Origin of the sequence: Dokdonia sp. Hel_I_63 (assembly GCF_007827285.1) — a bacterium.
Taxonomy (GTDB): domain Bacteria; phylum Bacteroidota; class Bacteroidia; order Flavobacteriales; family Flavobacteriaceae; genus Dokdonia.
In genome coordinates this window covers 2,430,591-2,448,444 of sequence record NZ_VISD01000001.1, presented here as the reverse complement: position 1 = coordinate 2,448,444, position 17,854 = coordinate 2,430,591, and the positions used below count along the sequence as shown (strand labels likewise).

Here is a 17,854-nt window from a genome sequence, read left to right as displayed (position 1 = left end):
ATACATTTGCAATTTGTTGTGTACAGTGCGAAGACCTTCTTGTAGGTTTTAAAGATTTACTCTTTTATGTTTTGAATATTTTAGCTCGTAACTGAATTCCTTTTTAGAACTATCTGATGGCGCAAGCTTTATAGTCCATTCTAGCAAACCTGTATCCTTATCATAAGTTGCATCAGAGGTTTCGATATCATCTACTTTGATTTCTTTGTTTTGAGATACAGGAACACGATCTACCATCTTTAGATTGATACCTGTAGTTTTATTATTCTTCACTGTTGTTGAGTACGCCATGTCAACAATACGTTGCGAACCAATAAAAGAAGTTGACTTAAAATTATCAAGTTGTTTGCGCTTTACAATAATATTAGGATCTACACCAAGTGATACAGATAACTCCTCTGTAGTCTCTAGCGGATTGATATATGTTTTACCGGAGAAGCTACCTTCAAAGTAGATATTTGCTTCTCCAGGAAGTAAACTATAACGTACCCAGTCTTTAATAGAAGCGGTAAGAAATACATTTTCATTTATAGCAGGAGCGACAAAATATTCATAGGTTGCTGGCACCTCAAACTTATCAATTTCTATAACTGTCACATCTCCGTCGGATACAATTGAGTATTTCTTATTTATTTCAAAAGTAGTGGTGGTGATTCCTTCTGTTTTTTGATCACCTGTAGCCGTTTTGATACTATTTGACTCGCTTATACTCACTCCAACAGCTTTACCTTGTAAAGTTCTACTTATATCTTCAGATTCCACAGTGGTAACAGCATATGATTGTGTTCTCCTAGAGCTTGAGGTTGCATAAGCGACAACAACTACCTCTTCCAGCGCATTATCTGCTTCTAGGTTTGCATTAATAATACTCGCATGAATAGGAATTTCAGTTGTATTGTACCCTACAAAAGAGAACTGTAACGTTTCTCCTTCGTTTACTTGCAGTGTGTACTTTCCATCAAAGTCAGTTTGCGTCCCGTTTGTTGTTCCTTTCACTACTACAGTTGCTCCTGGTAGTGGTCCATTAGTTTCAGTTACTATCCCTGTGATGGTTTTAATAGTTGGATTGTATTTATAGTTGTAGGCCTTTGTAGCATTACTATTATTACGGTAATTACGATTTACAAAGCGTAAGTATTTTGTGTCAATAGTTGGCTTAAGATTATTAGTATTAGGATCTCCTGTTGATAATACAAGATTCACATCATCCCAGTCTATTCCTGTTTTTTGATATAAATGAGCTTTATAAGATAATTGTAAAGGTGCATTTGTAGTAATTGCTTTTAAGTCATATTCTGGATACCAACCTGCTTCGCTTACATTATAGGTGATTTTAAGTTTTAAAGTCTCTCGCTGCTCACCATTAAGTTTTAGAGTAATCTGTCCTTTACTTTTTTCTTCTGTGACATTAAACTCATTAAATTGCTTCGTGAGGTCATTTACACGACGCTGTAAATTTGTTTTTTCAATTTCGGCATCGAGAATAGCATTTTTGATTTCGGTTACTCGTTTTCTGTAGTAAGTAGATAGTTCCTTGATTTTAGCTAGATCTATTTCTGTGGTGTTGCTACCTAGTCGTTGGTTGGCTGTAATTACTTCTTCCTCTTTATGTAAACCACTCATGAGGCTATTGAGCTTTAGGATATCTGTCTCAAGTTTAGTTTTTAAACTTCGCAGACTGTCTACTTTCTTCGTATTAAGTTGTTCTGTGAGATAGTTAATTCCGAAGTTAATAGAGAGTATAGAGGTATTTTTTAAGCCAGAAATCTGGATGCTACTTTCATCAATATCGTTTGAGAGGTTATCAAATAGAAAGCTATTTGTTCCCTCTGTAACCATAACATCCGCAGTACGCTCTATTTGTGCGCCGCTTAAGTAGACAGTTACTTTTGATAGGTTAGTACTTTTAGTTTGTGGTGGGGTAGAAGACGCTTTCGCGAAAGCGTAACTCATCAAACATAAGGCGAGTAATAATGTAGTCCTTTTCATTGGTGTGATTTTTATAGTTGGTCAAATCTATAAGCACACAATTGGAAATAAAATAGTTATTGAGTGAGTGGTTCATCTCAATGAGTGAACGAGCTATTGTGGCTGTTCGTAATCCAGAAACTTACTTTTAAGCTCCGGAGTAGGAATCATGCAAGCATCTTTTTTACCAAACCATTTATAGCGATTGCTCGCAATAAAGTCATACACGGCATTGCGCAAAAACCTCGGAAGAATTAAAAACACAGCCAGTAAATGCCACCCACCAGAAAGTTGCTTTGCAATACGGAGTGCTGCCGTAGACTTTGCGACGGCACTTTGATCTGTAACGAGGATGATAGAATCTACTTTATCTAAATCTATCTTGTGTTTTGCGGCAAGATTTTTACCCACTTCGCTTTGCAAAGGGGCGTATCTAAACACATCATTTTTATCACGCTTAATAATAAAAGTGATGGCACCGTTGCACAAGTTGCAAACTCCGTCAAAAAGGATGATTTTTTTATTTTGCATTCTTCTTCTTGCGTTGTACAAGTTCTAGTTGCTCCAGAGAGACATTTGTAGTAAACATTCCGTAATCTACAGTGGCTTTACCTTTTTCTATATTATCAATAACACCAACAGCCTTCCCGTCAAACATGCGCACGCGATCTCCTTCTTTTAAAGTCACCTTTGGCTTCATTGCTTCGGGTTCTTTTTTCTTAGCCTCCTTCTTTTTCTCGCGTATTACTTGTACGTGTTTTTCTGCTTCTTTTTTTGTGGCAAGCTCTTTTGCTTTATCAGCTTTTGCTTGCTTAGCACTTTGTTTTTTACGTTTGCTATTTTCTATCTGCACTATTTTCATAAACTCTGCTACGAGTTCGCGTTTTTTCTTATCGTGGTAGAATTTTTTGCTTATGCCGTCTAGCTTTGTACCTAGATAGATCAAGCGCTGGTTACTGTCGTAAAGCTCTTGATACGCCTCTAGCTTACTTTGTACTTTCTCATTTATTTCGGCAAGCTGTGCTTTTTCTTTTGCTGCTTGTTGTTCTTTCGCTTTAAGCGAACTCGTAGTTTTTGAGAGTTTGCTGCGTTCCTTTTGTAGGTTTGCTATACTCTTGTCAAAACGTATTTTGCCGCGCTCTACCTTTTTCTTTGAGCGATTAATAAGCGAGTAGGGGATGCCATTTTTTTGTGCTACCTCAAAGGTAAAGGAGCTACCAGCTTCTCCCATGTGTAATTTAAATAGCGGCTCAAGCGTGCGTGCATCAAAAAGCATATTTGCATTTACAATCTCTGGCGTTTCATTTGCCATCATCTTGAGGTTTGCGTAGTGTGTGGTAATAATTCCAAAGGCCTCACGCTCGTGAAAAACTTCTAGAAACGTCTCTGCCAGTGCTCCACCCAGCTCAGGATCTGATCCTGTACCAAATTCGTCAATGAGGATAAGCGTGTTTTTATCGCACTTCTTTAAGAAGTAATTCATGTTCTTAAGGCGATAACTATAGGTACTCAAGTGATTTTCTATACTCTGATTATCACCTATATCTGTGAGGATTTTATCAAATAAGCACATGCGTGAATACTCGTGTACAGGTATGAGCATCCCACTTTGTAACATTAATTGAAGTAATCCTACGGTTTTAAGTGTAATACTCTTTCCACCTGCGTTAGGTCCAGAAATCACAATAATGCGGCTTCCTTGATCTAGGTGTATATCTTGTGGGTAGGTTTTTTCTTTTTTAGCATTATTACTTAAAAGCAATAATGGATGATAGGCTTCTTTTATAGTGAGCTCTCGATCTGTAGTGATTTTAGGCAGTAAGCCATTCATCTTTTCGGCGTACTTCATTTTAGCCGCAATCAGATCAATATCACTTAGTAACTCTTGGTATTCCTCAAAAAGCGGAATATAAGGTCGCATTCTATTTGTAAGCTCTTTGAGTATACGTTTTACCTCTTCATCTTCTTCAAAAACTAAGTTATTAAGCTCTCTTTGTGCCTGCAATGTCGCTTCTGGCTGGATGTAGGTAATACTTCCAGTCTTTGAGCTTCCCATAATAGAACCTTTAACTTTACGTCTGTGCATTGCAGTAACAGCAAGCACGCGCACATTATCTACTATAGTTTCTCGTATATCGTCCAGATATCCATATCCAGCGTACTGACCTAGTGCGCTAGCAAAACTTGAATTAATACGTCCTTTAGTTTGGTTAATTGCTCTACGTAATGTGCCCAGTGTAGGTGTTGCATCATCACGTACCTCGCCGTATTTATCAATAATGCGCGTGATGGTATCAATAATATCTGTAGTATACTCTGTCTCTCTTACCGTATTATATAAAGTAGGGTAGAGCTCCTCAAATTTCTTAAAGAATTTGAGGTGAATATTTACAGTCTCAGAAATACTAGAAAGTTTTTTAAAACTCCCTTTTTCTAAGGTACTATCTTCAATAGCAAGATACTTCACCTCATGATCAAGACTATCAAAACCATGATTAGGTATCGCGGCATCTGCAGTGCGAGAAGAGAGATATTCATTAGTTTGATGAAGCCCAAAAATTGCTTGTTTAGGAGTAGGGTAAGGCTCTATAGCTAGCGCCTTTGCCTTTCCTTTGTCTGTAGTACAGCGCTCTGAGACTTGCTCACATACGGTGTCAAACTCTAAATCTTGTAATGTTTTACTAGTGATCTTTATCATAGGGATCTCGCTTTCGCGAAAGCGTAATAGAGCCACAAACGACTCTTGTAATTATTTTGTTTTTCTATAGCTTTGGGTTGTCTAATAATAAGAACAAACTCCTTAACAAAAATACGGATAATGCACGTAAAAATAGAAGCAAGCTGGAAGCAAGAACTCAAGGAAGAATTTGATAAGCCATATTTTAAATCTCTTACAGATTTTGTAACACAGGAGTACCATACACATACCTGTTATCCACCCGGCGAAGAGATCTTTTCGGCTTTTGATCATTGTCCCTTTGATAAGGTTAAGGTGGTGATTATAGGTCAAGATCCGTATCATGGAGCAGGGCAGGCTAACGGATTATGTTTTTCTGTACAAGATGGTATTGCTCATCCACCGTCACTTAAGAATATATTTAAGGAGCTAGAAACAGATGTGGGAATAGCTACACCAGCTTCTGGAAATCTTGATAAATGGGCAGCTCAAGGGGTTTTACTTCTTAATGCAACGCTTACGGTACGAGCAGGTGAGGCTGGATCACATCAAAAACAAGGATGGGAGCATTTTACAGATGTGGTGATAGATACGCTTTCGCGAAAGCGTGAAAACATTATTTTCCTACTTTGGGGAGGATTTGCCAAAAGGAAAGGAAAGAAAATAGATGCTTCAAAACATTTTATACTACTCTCTGGGCATCCATCACCGCTAAGTGCAAATCGCGGTTACTGGTTCGGTAATAAGCACTTTAGTAAGGTAAATGAGATTTTATTGAGTAAAGGAGAGGCTCCCATTGAATGGTAGATTAAGACAAAAAAAAACGACGCCGAAAATTTGAATTAGCTTTCAGCGCCGTTTACTTTAAAGGTTGAATGTTATTCTTCTTCTTCCTCTGCTTCAGGATCTGTAACTTCATTACATGAAAATTGCAATAGCAGGAAATTGATAGCAATAAGGATTGCTATCACACTAAAAAAAATGGTCATTAGAAAAAATGTGTAGTTTGTACCCTATAGATGCATATCTATGGGAAAGGTTGCGTGAGTATGTAGTAAATATTACAGCGTTGCTTTAAAGAGACTCGCTTCGAGCTTATTTTCAATCATTTTTAAATCTGCTAGTCGAGATTGTATGCGCTCAATTTCTTTGTTTGTGATTTGCTCTTGAGACCAAGTGGTCATCGTGAGCCATTTCTGAATATCTTCTAGCTGTTGCTCATATCTATTTGCAAGCGTGCGGTCTATAGAAGGTATATTTTTAAAATCTGCCGAAACTGTATTGATGGTTTCTAGTACGACATTAATAGCGTCATTATGTTCAGCAATAAAATCTTCTCTACCCGCAATCACAAAGCAACTCCAAGGCGTAGGAAAATCACCTAATCTCTTGAAGACTCCTTTGTCTACAATAGGTTTTGTAGTAAAGTGTTCCCACATAAAATAATCTGCAGTACCTTCTGTAAGTGCTGTAATAGCGCCATCCAAGGTGTTAATTACTTTAAATTTAAGTTCATCCGTATTCCACTCTCTTTGTTCTGCTTGAACGTGAGCCATTACGTGTGATCCAGAGCCATAGCGGCTTATTGCACATACTTTGTCCTCAAGTTCTTCTATAGTTTGTAATGTGCTGCTGCCAGCAACGTGAACACCCCATTGCAGTGGAGAAGATACAAATATTTGTAAAATTTTTGACGGGTTACCATTTGCGATATCCTTAATGATCCCACCAGTTAGAATAACCGCAAGATCAATCTCATTATCACGTAAAGCTTTATTCATAGCGCCAGTACCTTCTGGAAAATCTATCCACTGTACATCTACTCCCTGTTCTTTAAACATTTCATCTTCTATCGCAAGATGCCATGGAAGGTTAAAATGTTCTGGTACTCCACCTATTCGTACTGTAGTCATATGCTTAATTGTGCTTCGCTTTTAGATAGTCAAAAATAGCATATTGTGATCTAATTTTTGGTGTTTCTTTTTCTGCTTTCGCGAAAGCGTTATTCTCTTCTTTATTTTGAATACGAGCCTTGACATTATCTGAGAGCTGAATGTCAAAAATCTCTTTTAACTCCTTGCGACAATCTGCGTCTGTAATAGGCACTAATACTTCAATACGTCTATCCAGATTTCTTGTCATCCAGTCTGCACTGCCCATAAAAAGTTGCTCATCGCCATCATGGTTAAACCAGTAAATGCGACCATGCTCGAGATATCTATCTAAAATTGAAGTCATATAGATATTCTCGCTCAGCCCTTTTACTCCAGGGATAAGAGCGGTAAAGCCGCGCACAAGCATTGTGATTTTTACTCCGGCTTGACTCGCTTTATAGAGCAATTTAATCATATCCTTATCCTCAAGGCTATTCATTTTTATCTTGATCTCTGCGTGTTTTCCAGATTGAGCAAAATCAATCTCATCATTGATGAGCTTTTCAAAAGTGCGTCGCGTGGTAAAAGGCGAGACCAATAAATGCTTGTTGCGAGGTACAATGAGGTCTCCTTCTAGCACTTTAAACACACGGTTTAATTCTTTGCCCAGTTTCTTATCTGCCGAAAAGAAACCATGATCTGCATAGATTTTTGAGGTTTTTGCATTAAAGTTACCAGTGCCTATATAAATGTATCGGCGGTTTTTACCTTCCTCTTTGCGCTTTACAAGTAATATTTTTGAATGTACTTTGATACGCGGATAGCTATAAATAACAGTAGCTCCTTTTTCTTCAAAAGTGCGTCCCCAAGTAATGTTATTCTCTTCATCAAAGCGAGCTTTTGCTTCTATAAAGATGAACACCTTTTTACCATTATCTAACGCCTTAAGAAGCGCCGAAGTAAGTGGAGATTCACTTGCAACACGATACAAGGATATCTTTATTTCTGTTACATCTTTATCCTCTGAGGCCTGCTCTATAAAACGCTCCACATAATTAAAAGACATAAAAGGAAAGTGTACGAGATGATCACGTTCTTTTAATACCTCAAAATAGTCTGTAGCTTTCTCGAGCGCATTATGTTTTATTAAGGGTTGTTTTTTAAAGTGTAGCTCAGGATTTTCTGTAGGATCCGGAAATTTAAAAAAGTCGTTAAAGTTATGATAGCGACCGCCTGGCATCATATCAACTTTACCTACACGCAAGAGCTTGCGCAATTTTTTTGCGTCATCTTTATCCATAGATGCATCATAAAGCAATCTTGTAGGCTGCCCTTTGTGGCGTCTCTTTAAGGATTCATAAATACGATCTGCAAGAATACCGTCAAGCTCATCATCTAGATATAACTCTGCATCTCTAGAGATTTTCACTTCAAAAATCCCACGTATTTCCTCATCAGGAAAAATTGTATCCATTTTATAATGAATAATGTCATCAATAAAAGTAAGATAGTGCTCGCCATTATCTTTAAGTAGGTGTACAAAACGATCTACTTTATGGGTAGGGATAGTGACAAATCCCACCTTTGAGCTGTCCTTAAAAAGTACGTAAAAGTACAGTGACTGATCTTCTAGAAAAATATCATTCTTGGCTGCAAGGTCAACCTTTTTTACATCAAGATGTTCTCTTATGGTAGAGGTGTACCAACCATCTGCAAGAATTTTATGCTTGTCTGTGTAGGTTTTTGAGGTAAGGATGTGGATATGATGCTTTTCAAGTTCTGGGATAATCACTTTTCTAAACGTGTGACCAAAACGTTGCTGCTGCTCATGTACCGTAGCTTTTATCTCTTTTACAATTTTATTTGGTTTGAGGGATAATTGCTTTCTAATTTCTTTTTTTACTCTTTTGAGTTGGCGCAACTGTGACACGCGAACTCTAAAAAACTCATCGAGATTAGTAGAATATATCGCTAGAAATTTAAGACGCTCATACAGCGGATTATTCTCAACATCCTCAGCTTCTTGAAGTACTCGCTCATTAAAACTAAGCCAGTTTAAATCTCTATGTCTATAATTATCGTCGGTAAGTTTAATCATCTCAGGGTATTTACTCAAATGTACAAAAGCACTACCCTGAAAGGATTAAGTCTATGTTAAAAGAGGAGCAATAAATGCTCCTCTTAAAGTAAATGATATTGACCTAAAGCGTATTAATCTTTAGTAATCGCGTCAAGTGTATACTGGATAAGAGCTTCGGTCTGCTCTGTAGGTTGCTCGCTAAATGTCATATTTGCTCTATTGGCAATAATACAATTAAGAGACACAGCACGGTGTCCTAGTAATTTTGCAAGGCCATATATTCCAGAAGTTTCCATCTCTAGATTAGTAACCTTAAGTTCTTTGTTAGTTGCGCTTTCGCGAAAGCAAAAAGTTCCCAATTTGTCATTCATGTTAGCGTCAGTTGTTTTAAGTCTTAACACTCTTCCTTGCGGTCCATAAAATCCAATATTTGTAGCAGTAAATCCATCGACCATTTTGTCTGAAGCAAATTTATCTGCAAGTTGCTCATCGCAAGCCACTACATAAGGATCACTTTTTTCTGGTGCCCATGACATGTGTTCTATAAAAGCTTTTTGGATTGCTGGATGCTGTACATGTTTACTATCATAAAAGTGGAGTAGGGCATCTAGTCCTATCGCATAGCGGCTCATTAAGAAAGAGTTTACAGGAATGTATGCCTGGATAGAACCACTTGTACCTATACGTACAATATCTAAGCTAGTGTGCTCTTTATTTATCTCTCTTGTTTCTAGATTTATATTAACTAGCGCATCAAGTTCATTGAGTACAATGTCGATGTTATCTGTACCTATTCCAGTTGAAATAACTGTGATTTCTTTTCCTTTATAAGTTCCGGTGCTTGTTTTGAATTCGCGTTTTTGTGTTGTAAAACGCACACTGTCAAAATATTTTGTCACCGTATCTACACGGTCAGGATCTCCTACAGTTATTATTGTAGATGCAAGGTGTTCTGGTCTTAAATTTAGGTGGTAAATACTACCGTCTGGATTAAGTATAAGTTCTGATGGTGCTATTGCCATGTATTAAGCTTTTGTAAGTTGGTGGTTATCGTTTTTATAAACGTATTCATATTTTGATGCACCTCCTAATGTGCAGGGGTACTTCATTTCTTTAAAAACATTGTATGAATTGTCTAGAATGTTATTTGCTTTCTCTGTGAGGGTAAGACGACCTTCTATGTCCGTAAAAAATGAAGACATGCGAGTTATCATTTTTTTGATTTGTATATCACCGTAGCCATAGTAACCTTGGTAATTGAGCATATAACCACATAATTGATGTGGTGTTTTAATATTATACTTTCTTATGAGTCTAAGCATATTTGTCTCTAGCGTATTGAGCCCTGTAATTACACTAGGAAAACGTTCTTTATGAGCGCTTATACAATTAGATAGATAGGTGAAATTAGAATCTTTGGCTCTTTTTGGATCCAACTTAAGAGGGTCTTTACCACAATAAAGTCTCCATAAATCATCTGCAATAAAAAGGTCATGATTATTGAGAAGCACTTTATCATTATAATGACTCAGTAATTGCTTTTCAAATAATTGAGAGAGCGCAAATAAATCCTTTTCTCCAGAGATCCTGCCACTGCATACTAGATAAACGTTTCCTTTATATCCACGAGATTTTATAAAACTTATACAGGCGAGCATATTAATATGGCAAAAAAGGTCATATTCAAACCACAGTATAATTTCTTCGTAATGATGAGCATCTGCAATAATTGCTAGCTGACTCCCAAATTTCTCATCATAATCTCCCGCTTGGTCAGGGTAGTTGTTTTTAAAAAAATCAACACGTGTTTTTCTAAAAGCGCTACTCGTAAGATCTACTATGGTTTTTCCCTCACAAAGCATTTCTCTCCATACTGCATAATCACCTTCTATTTTCATAGTTAATAGGCGGTCATTAAGACTGTCACCATTAGTAACGTGTAACGTTTTCTTCATAATACGGAGGGATATTTTAAAATGGCAACAGGTTAAATAATAGATGTACTAGCCGCCTACACGCTTTGTTTTGAAGCCTTTTTCTTTTAAAAAGCTCATGATGCGATCTCTGTAATCGCCTTGAATGATAATACTTTCATTTTTAAAACTTCCTCCTACACCTAGTAAGACCTTAATCTCTTTAGCAAGGATTTTAAAGTCTGATGTTTCTCCAGTATAACCTTCAATTATTGTAATGGGTTTGCCTTTGCGTTTCTCATATTTACAAATGAGTGGGTCATTTTGAATCCAGAGCGTATCTTCTATGTCAAGATTTTCTATAGGATCTTTTTCCGGAGTGTGATCTGGAAAAAGATTCTTTAATTGATCTCCTAAGTCCATACTTATTCTTTAATCAATCCTATTTCTACAAGGCGCTGGTGTAAAAACTCTCCAGCTGTGATATCCTCAAATGCTTTAGGGTGCTCTTCATTTACACACTCATCAAGACAGTTAAGTTTCATATCTGATCGTGGGTGCATAAAGAAAGGAATGCTGTAACGAGCCGTCCCCCATTCTTCTTTAGGTGGATTAATCACACGGTGTATGGTAGAACGTAACTTATTATTAGTATGGCGCTCCAGCATGTCACCTACATTAATCACAAGCTCATCTTCGTTAGGTATAGCGTCTATCCACTCTCCATCTTTACGTAATACTTGAAGACCTCCAGCAGATGCACCCATTAATAACGTAATCAGGTTAATGTCTCCATGTGCTCCTGCACGTACTGCTCCTTTAGGCTCTTCACTGATAGGTGGGTAATGAATAGGGCGCAAGATGCTATTTCCATTATTTGCCCAGTGGTCAAAATAGAATTCATCAAGACCTATATAAAGCGCTAGCGCTCTAAGTACATAAATACCTGTCTTCTCAAGCATGCGATATGCTTCCATACCTTTTTCATTGAACTCAGGTAATTCTGCTACTTCAATGTTTTCTGGATATGCTTCGGCAAGGTTTGCGTCTTCGTCTGCTTCTTGTCCAAAATGCCAAAATTCTTTTAAATCTCCTTCTTTCTTTCCTTTTGCATGTTCTTTACCAAAAGAAATGTAACCACGCTGGCCACCACCACCTTCTATTTCGTACTTTTTCTTAGTATCTTCTGGAAGGGCAAAAAAGCCTTTCACATTCTTATATAATCCGTCTACAAGTTGGTCATCTAGAAAGTGATTCTTCAGTGATACAAATCCTATGTCTTCATATGCAGAACCTATTTCTTGAACAAATTTTGCTTTACGATTAGGATCTTCACTTAAAAAATCTGCGAGATCTACACTTGGTATATTATTCATCTTTTCCTTCTTTAGGGTTGTGTTACGAAGATAAGAATTTTCTATAGGTTTTATCAGTAGTTAATAGGGGTGAAGACGTGATTTTTTAGGGTTACGCTTTCGCGAAAGCGCACTCTTAAAAGTTTCCTCATAGTGTTAATAACTTTAATGAATAACTTAAATATTGTCGTATTACTATTAAATCATAGTTAAACTGAGCCCCATTTTTTTCAAAAGATGCGGTAAGCCCGTACCTTGAGGTCATGGAACAGATATTAGTAGCAGGTGCACATGGTACCACAGGAAAAAAAATAGTTAACTTATTAAAAGAATCTCAATATTTCATCCCGATTGCAATGGTGAGAAAAGAAGAGCAAAAAAGCTTTTTCGAATCACAAGGAGTAGATACGGTTATGGGAGATCTAGAAGAGGATGTAAGTCCCGTTTTTAATCAATCATACGATAAAGTACTTTTTGCAGCAGGATCTGGAGGAAAGAAAGTAGTAGAGGTTGATCAAGAAGGTGCAAAGAAAATGATTGACGCATCAAAACAGCATGACATTAAGAAGTTTGTAATGTTAAGCTCCATGGGAGCAGATAATCCATCTGAGGCAGAAGAGTTACAAGATTACTTGAAAGCAAAGCATAATGCAGATGAATATCTTAAAGATAGCGGATTAAATTATGCTATTGTAAGACCTGGAAGTCTTACAGATAACGAACTAACAAATAAAATAGAGCTTGCCGAAAAGCTGAATAAAAGAGGTGAGATAAGCCGTAATGACGTTGCACAAACCTTAGTACGTACATTAAATGATGACGTAGCTAATAAGTCAACATTTGAAATCATTAAAGGAGAAACAATCATTGCAGACGCTTTAAATAAAGTAGCCGTACATTAATAAAGTACGACCGACTAAAAAAATGCGACTTCCCTAAGGAAGTCGCATTTTTTTTGCTCTTTATTTTATAGTATAATTATCTAAGACGAACAGGCAGGTGATTATAAGCTTAATTTTTTTATGATTTTGGTAGCAGTTTCATTTGCCGATGAAATTGCACCATCCATATATCCTGGAAACTCTTTTGCACTTTCTGAACTTGAGATAAATAAACTGTTATTCCATAGAGATTCACGAAACAACGGATTACCATTGTTTTGATGCGGGAATAATGGACTCTCAGATACTACATGAGTTTGAGGCTCTTTACTCCATACGCATTCATGATATGCTGTATACTCTTGAGCACCATTACCAAAAACACTCACCAGCTGATTTATAACTAGCTTTTGACGTTCTTCACTACTCAGTTTGCTATAAGAGGCGTTTATAAAACCGCAAAGGGCAAAGCTTGTTTTTTCTACATTTTCATGGTTGTAAAATTCAGTTACGGGGCCTATGTTGCTAAAAAGTGTACTAGGCTTTTGCTCTTCTTTCCAGAAAGGTGTAGGATAGGTAATCGCCACTTTTATGGAGTCTTCCATCCAAGTTTGGGTTTGTAATGAAAGTAGTCTTAAGTTATTTGATAACTGCGGCTCAAAATTGATTTGAGAACCCCAAAGTTTAGGCGGTAGTGCCAGAACGACAACATCTCCATCAAAGGCTTTTTTGCTTAAAACTTGTACTTTATTATTGACGTATCGTATAGATTTTACGGATTGATTCAGTAATACATTTGCGCTATCAAGCTTGTCATAAATCGCATTGATTAAAGCAGATGTTCCGCCGGCTACTCTATAACTTGCGGCTTGTGGTGGGATTTCTACTTGCTGTGCTCCATTGCTTTCCACAGGCTCATAAAAAACAGTTGCATCCATGTGCTGTGTAAACCTAGGAATGTCTAACTCCTCCAAAAGTCGAACAACCTCCGTATGATAATCTCCGAACCATGTTGCGCCCATTTCTACGGGAGCTTGCTTCTCATTGTAAAGTGTGTGTATTCTTCCTCCTATGCGAGATCTCGCCTCGAGAATGGTGTAGGGAATCCCTTGTTCTTGTAATCGATATGCCGTAAGTAATCCTGATAATCCAGCTCCTATAATTATAACCATCTTACAAAAGTATGGAAATAGCGTACAGTTTGAGATTGTCAACTATGTGTTTTATTATAAAAAGTTGAGCTGCTTTTACTCACATTTTCGCGAAGGCGGAAACATTATTATAGTCACCCTTAAATACTTCAATTACTTTTTATATCGCCTTATATCGCCCTATATTGATGGGTTTTAATAGCGTACCTTTAAAAAGCAGTTTATATCTTCGCGCACTGCAATAATTGATTATGGGATGTTCTCTACAACTTATAATTATAGAGTTCCAATCCCAATACTAAACGACATAACAGCATGAGTACAGACATACCATTACATAGACCGACTCCTATTACTTCTGAAAAGAGAAGAGGTACTTTTGAGCGTGATACAGATGTAAAACGCACCATTAGATTACTAGAGCAAGGAAAAGAGGTGTTAATCTCAGCATTTTATAGTGATGGGTTGACGCTACTTAAAGCGCTTAAGGTTCATCTAGACAGAACAATGCCTAATGATTCTTTTGAAGAGCAGCGTGCGCACCGTGAAGCGTATCACCGAATGTCAAATTTTATTGTGATAGAAGTGGTAAATCATGCGCTTGCTGTAAAAAAAGCACCTTCCATAGGTTGGTTTGCAAAACTATATCCAAAAACAGAAGACTTTTTACTTACGTTTCCTCAAGTTCAAGGACTTAATAGTGCATGGCAGTGGTATAAAAATGGAATTGTAATCCCTGTATTGCGTAATAAGGTACATCCTTATTATGGAACATATTTTCCAACTCGTTTTGATCATCTCAAGCTTTTTGATAACTGGTTAAAGCGTTATGAAGGCCCTAAGAAAACGGCTATTGATGTAGGTATAGGTAGTGGAGTGTTATCATTACAGATGGTACAGGCTGGTTTTCAAAAAGTATTTGGTACAGATACTAACCCCAATGCAATTATAGGTTTAAAGGAATCTATGGGAGACACAAAGCTCTCGCGTAAGATTGAGTTGGATTATGCGCCGTATTTTGGTAAATTTAATAAGCCTACTGAGCTTATTGTTTTTAATCCGCCGTGGTTGCCATCTTCTCAAAAGCTTGAGAATATTGATGAGGCAATGTATTACAATGAAGATCTTTTCCCAACATTTTTTGCTAAGGCAAAAGAGGCATTATTACCTGATGGAAAACTAGTACTCATATTTTCAAACCTTGCAAAAATCACACACCTAATAGACACGCACCCTATAGAGCAAGAGCTTGAAAAAGGTGGAAGGTTCCAGTTAGAAAAATGTTTGAAGAAGAAAGTTAGAAAAGCCTCAGAAGAGACAAAACGTGACCAACACTGGCGCGAGGATGAGGAAGTTGAACTATGGATACTTACTCATAAAGAATACATAGCACCTGAATAGGAGAGTTTTTTGAATATAGACTAATAGCCCATTACGGTACTTGTATCTTAATGGGCTATTTTATGCTAGAGAGAGAACGGTAAATTAGAAACGAAATCAAATTAAAATCGCGATATCGTTTTCGTTCTTATAATTCGCTACATTTGAGGTAATAGACAACAACCTAATGGCGACTACAACAAAATCTAGCATACCCTTTATTTACAATAGAGCATCCTTAGATAACGATACCTTACTTAGACTATACAGAGCAATGCTTAAACCTCGATTAATAGAGGAGCGCATGCTTATTTTACTAAGACAAGGAAAGGTTTCAAAATGGTTTTCTGGAATAGGCCAAGAAGCAATCTCCGTAGGAGTTACTGCTGCGATGAAGCCAGAAGAGTACATATTACCTATGCACCGTAACCTCGGTGTTTTTACTACTCGTGAGATTCCTTTATATAGATTATTTACACAATGGCAAGGGAAAATGAGCGGCTTTACAAAGGGACGCGATCGTAGTTTTCACTTTGGGACACAAGAATTTAATATTGTAGGTATGATATCTCACTTAGGTCCACAACTTGGCGTGGCAGACGGTATTGCACTTGCACATAAATTGCGCAATGAGAATGCGGTTACCGCTGTTTTTACTGGCGAAGGAGGAACAAGTGAAGGAGATTTTCATGAGGCGCTCAATGTTGCATCAGTATGGCAATTACCTGTACTATTCTGTATAGAGAATAACGGCTACGGACTATCGACACCTACTAGTGAGCAATATAATTGTGAGCATCTTGCAGATAGAGCAAAAGGCTATGGGATGGAATCTCACATCATTGATGGGAATAACATTCTAGAGATTTATACCAAAATTTTGGCAATAGCGGAAGACATACGTAACAATCCGCGACCTGTTTTAATAGAGTTTAAAACGTTTAGAATGCGTGGTCACGAGGAAGCAAGTGGTACTAAGTATGTTCCTGAGGAGTTAATGGAAGCATGGGGAGAAAAAGACCCGCTACTTAATTTTGAAAAGTACTTAATACATGAAGGGATTCTCTCTCAAGAGACAAAAGATGCTTATGAAGTCTCTATTAAAGAGGAAATCACAGAACACCTAGATAAGGCATATGCAGAGGAGAGTATTACTCCTAATCTAGAAACTGAGATGAAGGATGTATATGCTCCGTTTAGCTTTCGCGAAAGCGTGCCTAGCGAAGACACAGAAGAGCTCCGCTTGATTGATGCAATTTCCCAAGGACTAAGACAGTCTATGGAGAAGTATGATGATCTTGTGATTATGGGGCAAGATGTAGCCGAATATGGAGGTGTATTTAAAATCACCGATGGTTTTGTGGAGCAGTTTGGTCGCGATCGTGTGCGCAATACTCCTATATGTGAGAGCGCCATTGTAGAGACTGCTATGGGTCTTGCAATCAATGGTAAAAAAGCACTAATGGAAATGCAATTCTCAGATTTTGCAACTTCTGGCTTTAATCCTATTGTAAACTACCTCGCAAAATCACACTATCGCTGGTCACAACCTGCAGATGTGGTGATACGTATGCCTTGTGGTGCTGGTGTGGGGGCAGGTCCTTTTCACTCGCAAACTAATGAAGCGTGGTTTACCCATACACCAGGTTTAAAAGTGGTGTATCCAGCGTTTCCAGCAGATGCAAAAGGATTGCTAGCGACTGCAATAGAAGACCCTAATCCAGTGCTGTTTTTTGAGCATAAAAAATTATATCGCAGCATACGTCAAGAGGTGCCAACTAACTACTATACATTACCTCTAGGTAAAGCTTCATTAGTAAGAGAAGGCGAGCAAGTAACTATTATAACTTATGGCGCAGGCGTACACTGGGCAATTGAGTTGCTAGATAGTATTAATGTCTCTGCAGATCTTCTAGACTTGCGTACGTTACAGCCGTTAGATAAAGAAGCAATAATTACCTCTGTACGTAAAACGGGGAGAGTGTTACTACTTACAGAAGACAGTGCCTTTGGATCTGTAATGTCTGATATTTCTGCAATGATTATGGAGGAATGTTTTGAAAGCCTAGATGCACCAGTGAGACGAGTGGCGAGTATAGATACTCCTATTCCTTTTGATGCAGAACTTGAGAAGCAGTACTTACCTGTGGAGCGATTAGCGACTACACTTCAAGAGCTGCTAGATTACTAAGTAATTAATTAGAGATTTTTACAAACCCCTAACTATAGAATATAGTTAGGGGTTTTCCCATTATGGTCAAACAAGCATGTTAATATTTTAAGCAAAAATTAGTGATTGCTAGTATTATTGGCGTATCGTTAACAGATCCTAGTTAAAAGCTGCTAAAGAATAAAAATAAAGCGACATATCCCAATACTTTTACAGCATACTAATCAATAAAAACAATATATTATGTTACGCTGGACAGTTATTTTTATCATCATTGCAATCATCGCAGCAGTCTTCGGATTTGGCGGAATCGCTTCAGGTGCGGAAAGCATTGCAAAAATATTATTCTTCATCTTTATTGTACTCTTCTTGCTTTCTTTAGTAAGTAGATTATTCAAGAGATAA

General features: G+C 37.5%; 15 protein-coding genes. 5 read left to right on the top strand and 10 right to left on the bottom strand.

The genetic code is table 11. The features are described from left to right. Positions 1-48 precede the first annotated feature (48 nt). The 3 genes from JM84_RS10685 to JM84_RS10675 all read right to left on the bottom strand — a co-directional run bounded on the left by JM84_RS10685 (position 49) and on the right by JM84_RS10675 (position 4,666). Positions 49-1,989, bottom strand: a complete 1,941-nt coding sequence (locus JM84_RS10685) for a DUF4139 domain-containing protein (RefSeq protein ID WP_144784195.1) — start codon at positions 1,987-1,989, stop codon at positions 49-51. 93 nt (positions 1,990-2,082) lie between these two features. Continuing rightward, positions 2,083-2,499, bottom strand: coding sequence for a thiol-disulfide oxidoreductase DCC family protein (locus JM84_RS10680; protein WP_144784193.1), 417 nt, complete (start codon positions 2,497-2,499; stop codon positions 2,083-2,085). Beyond that, positions 2,489-4,666, bottom strand: coding sequence for an endonuclease MutS2 (locus tag JM84_RS10675; protein ID WP_144784191.1), 2,178 nt, complete (start codon positions 4,664-4,666; stop codon positions 2,489-2,491). The genes JM84_RS10680 and JM84_RS10675 overlap by 11 nt, the downstream gene beginning before the upstream one ends. A gap of 120 nt (positions 4,667-4,786) precedes the next feature. Between JM84_RS10675 and JM84_RS10670 the strand changes: the two genes are divergently transcribed. Further along, on the top strand, positions 4,787-5,452 hold the full coding sequence (locus tag JM84_RS10670; RefSeq protein WP_013751993.1) for a uracil-DNA glycosylase: 666 nt from the start codon (positions 4,787-4,789) through the stop codon (positions 5,450-5,452). A 254-nt stretch (positions 5,453-5,706) separates the two neighbouring features. On the opposite strand, the gene JM84_RS10665 is transcribed toward JM84_RS10670, so the two are convergent. The 6 genes from JM84_RS10665 to JM84_RS10640 form a co-directional block, all read right to left on the bottom strand. Beyond that, the gene (locus JM84_RS10665; protein WP_013751994.1) at positions 5,707-6,558 is read right to left on the bottom strand and encodes a substrate-binding domain-containing protein; all 852 of its coding nucleotides are present in this window, start codon (positions 6,556-6,558) and stop codon (positions 5,707-5,709) included. A 4-nt stretch (positions 6,559-6,562) separates the two neighbouring features. Beyond that, positions 6,563-8,617 (bottom strand): polyphosphate kinase 1, encoded by a 2,055-nt coding sequence (gene ppk1 / locus JM84_RS10660; RefSeq protein ID WP_144784189.1) that lies wholly within the window; start codon positions 8,615-8,617, stop codon positions 6,563-6,565. 113 nt (positions 8,618-8,730) lie between these two features. After that, entirely contained in the window at positions 8,731-9,621 is an 891-nt protein-coding gene (locus tag JM84_RS10655; protein WP_013751996.1) for a nucleoside phosphorylase, read from the bottom strand. 3 nt (positions 9,622-9,624) lie between these two features. Next, complete coding sequence (locus JM84_RS10650) at positions 9,625-10,554, bottom strand: hypothetical protein (protein WP_013751997.1); 930 nt, start codon at positions 10,552-10,554, stop codon at positions 9,625-9,627. Between the two features lie 48 nt (positions 10,555-10,602). Further along, a complete protein-coding gene (locus JM84_RS10645; RefSeq protein WP_013751998.1) occupies positions 10,603-10,935 on the bottom strand; it encodes a translation initiation factor in 333 nt (110 codons plus the stop codon). Positions 10,936-10,937: 2 nt separating this feature from the next. Further along, a complete protein-coding gene (locus JM84_RS10640) occupies positions 10,938-11,888 on the bottom strand; it encodes an isopenicillin N synthase family dioxygenase (RefSeq protein WP_013751999.1) in 951 nt (316 codons plus the stop codon). Positions 11,889-12,130: 242 nt separating this feature from the next. On the opposite strand from JM84_RS10640, the gene JM84_RS10635 reads away from it, so the two are divergent. Then, complete coding sequence (locus tag JM84_RS10635; protein WP_144784187.1) at positions 12,131-12,769, top strand: SDR family oxidoreductase; 639 nt, start codon at positions 12,131-12,133, stop codon at positions 12,767-12,769. A gap of 101 nt (positions 12,770-12,870) precedes the next feature. Here the strand turns inward: JM84_RS10635 and JM84_RS10630 are convergent, their stop codons facing one another. Further along, positions 12,871-13,962: a flavin monoamine oxidase family protein gene (locus JM84_RS10630; RefSeq protein ID WP_261375726.1), complete on the bottom strand. Its 1,092-nt coding sequence runs from the start codon at positions 13,960-13,962 to the stop codon at positions 12,871-12,873. 252 nt (positions 13,963-14,214) lie between these two features. Here JM84_RS10630 and JM84_RS10625 point away from each other — a divergent pair, with 252 nt between their 5' ends. The 3 genes from JM84_RS10625 (at position 14,215) to JM84_RS10615 (ending at position 17,854) form a co-directional block, all read left to right on the top strand. Next, complete coding sequence (locus JM84_RS10625; protein WP_013752002.1) at positions 14,215-15,300, top strand: methyltransferase; 1,086 nt, start codon at positions 14,215-14,217, stop codon at positions 15,298-15,300. A gap of 166 nt (positions 15,301-15,466) precedes the next feature. Further along, complete coding sequence (locus JM84_RS10620; protein ID WP_013752003.1) at positions 15,467-17,470, top strand: thiamine pyrophosphate-dependent enzyme; 2,004 nt, start codon at positions 15,467-15,469, stop codon at positions 17,468-17,470. Between the two features lie 222 nt (positions 17,471-17,692). After that, the gene (locus tag JM84_RS10615) at positions 17,693-17,854 is read left to right on the top strand and encodes a DUF1328 domain-containing protein (protein ID WP_013752004.1); all 162 of its coding nucleotides are present in this window, start codon (positions 17,693-17,695) and stop codon (positions 17,852-17,854) included.

Bases quoted from the DNA above. Each gene is read 5' to 3' on its own strand.
- JM84_RS10685 (WP_144784195.1), bottom strand. From the start codon at position 1,989: ATGAAAAGGACTACATTATTACTCGCCTTATGTTTGATGAGTTACGCT.
- JM84_RS10680 (WP_144784193.1), bottom strand. From the start codon at position 2,499: ATGCAAAATAAAAAAATCATCCTTTTTGACGGAGTTTGCAACTTGTGC.
- JM84_RS10675 (WP_144784191.1), bottom strand. From the start codon at position 4,666: ATGATAAAGATCACTAGTAAAACATTACAAGATTTAGAGTTTGACACC.
- JM84_RS10670 (WP_013751993.1), top strand. From the start codon at position 4,787: ATGCACGTAAAAATAGAAGCAAGCTGGAAGCAAGAACTCAAGGAAGAA.
- JM84_RS10665 (WP_013751994.1), bottom strand. From the start codon at position 6,558: ATGACTACAGTACGAATAGGTGGAGTACCAGAACATTTTAACCTTCCA.
- ppk1 (WP_144784189.1), bottom strand. From the start codon at position 8,617: ATGATTAAACTTACCGACGATAATTATAGACATAGAGATTTAAACTGG.
- JM84_RS10655 (WP_013751996.1), bottom strand. From the start codon at position 9,621: ATGGCAATAGCACCATCAGAACTTATACTTAATCCAGACGGTAGTATT.
- JM84_RS10650 (WP_013751997.1), bottom strand. From the start codon at position 10,554: ATGAAGAAAACGTTACACGTTACTAATGGTGACAGTCTTAATGACCGC.
- JM84_RS10645 (WP_013751998.1), bottom strand. From the start codon at position 10,935: ATGGACTTAGGAGATCAATTAAAGAATCTTTTTCCAGATCACACTCCG.
- JM84_RS10640 (WP_013751999.1), bottom strand. From the start codon at position 11,888: ATGAATAATATACCAAGTGTAGATCTCGCAGATTTTTTAAGTGAAGAT.
- JM84_RS10635 (WP_144784187.1), top strand. From the start codon at position 12,131: ATGGAACAGATATTAGTAGCAGGTGCACATGGTACCACAGGAAAAAAA.
- JM84_RS10625 (WP_013752002.1), top strand. From the start codon at position 14,215: ATGAGTACAGACATACCATTACATAGACCGACTCCTATTACTTCTGAA.
- JM84_RS10620 (WP_013752003.1), top strand. From the start codon at position 15,467: ATGGCGACTACAACAAAATCTAGCATACCCTTTATTTACAATAGAGCA.
- JM84_RS10615 (WP_013752004.1), top strand. From the start codon at position 17,693: ATGTTACGCTGGACAGTTATTTTTATCATCATTGCAATCATCGCAGCA.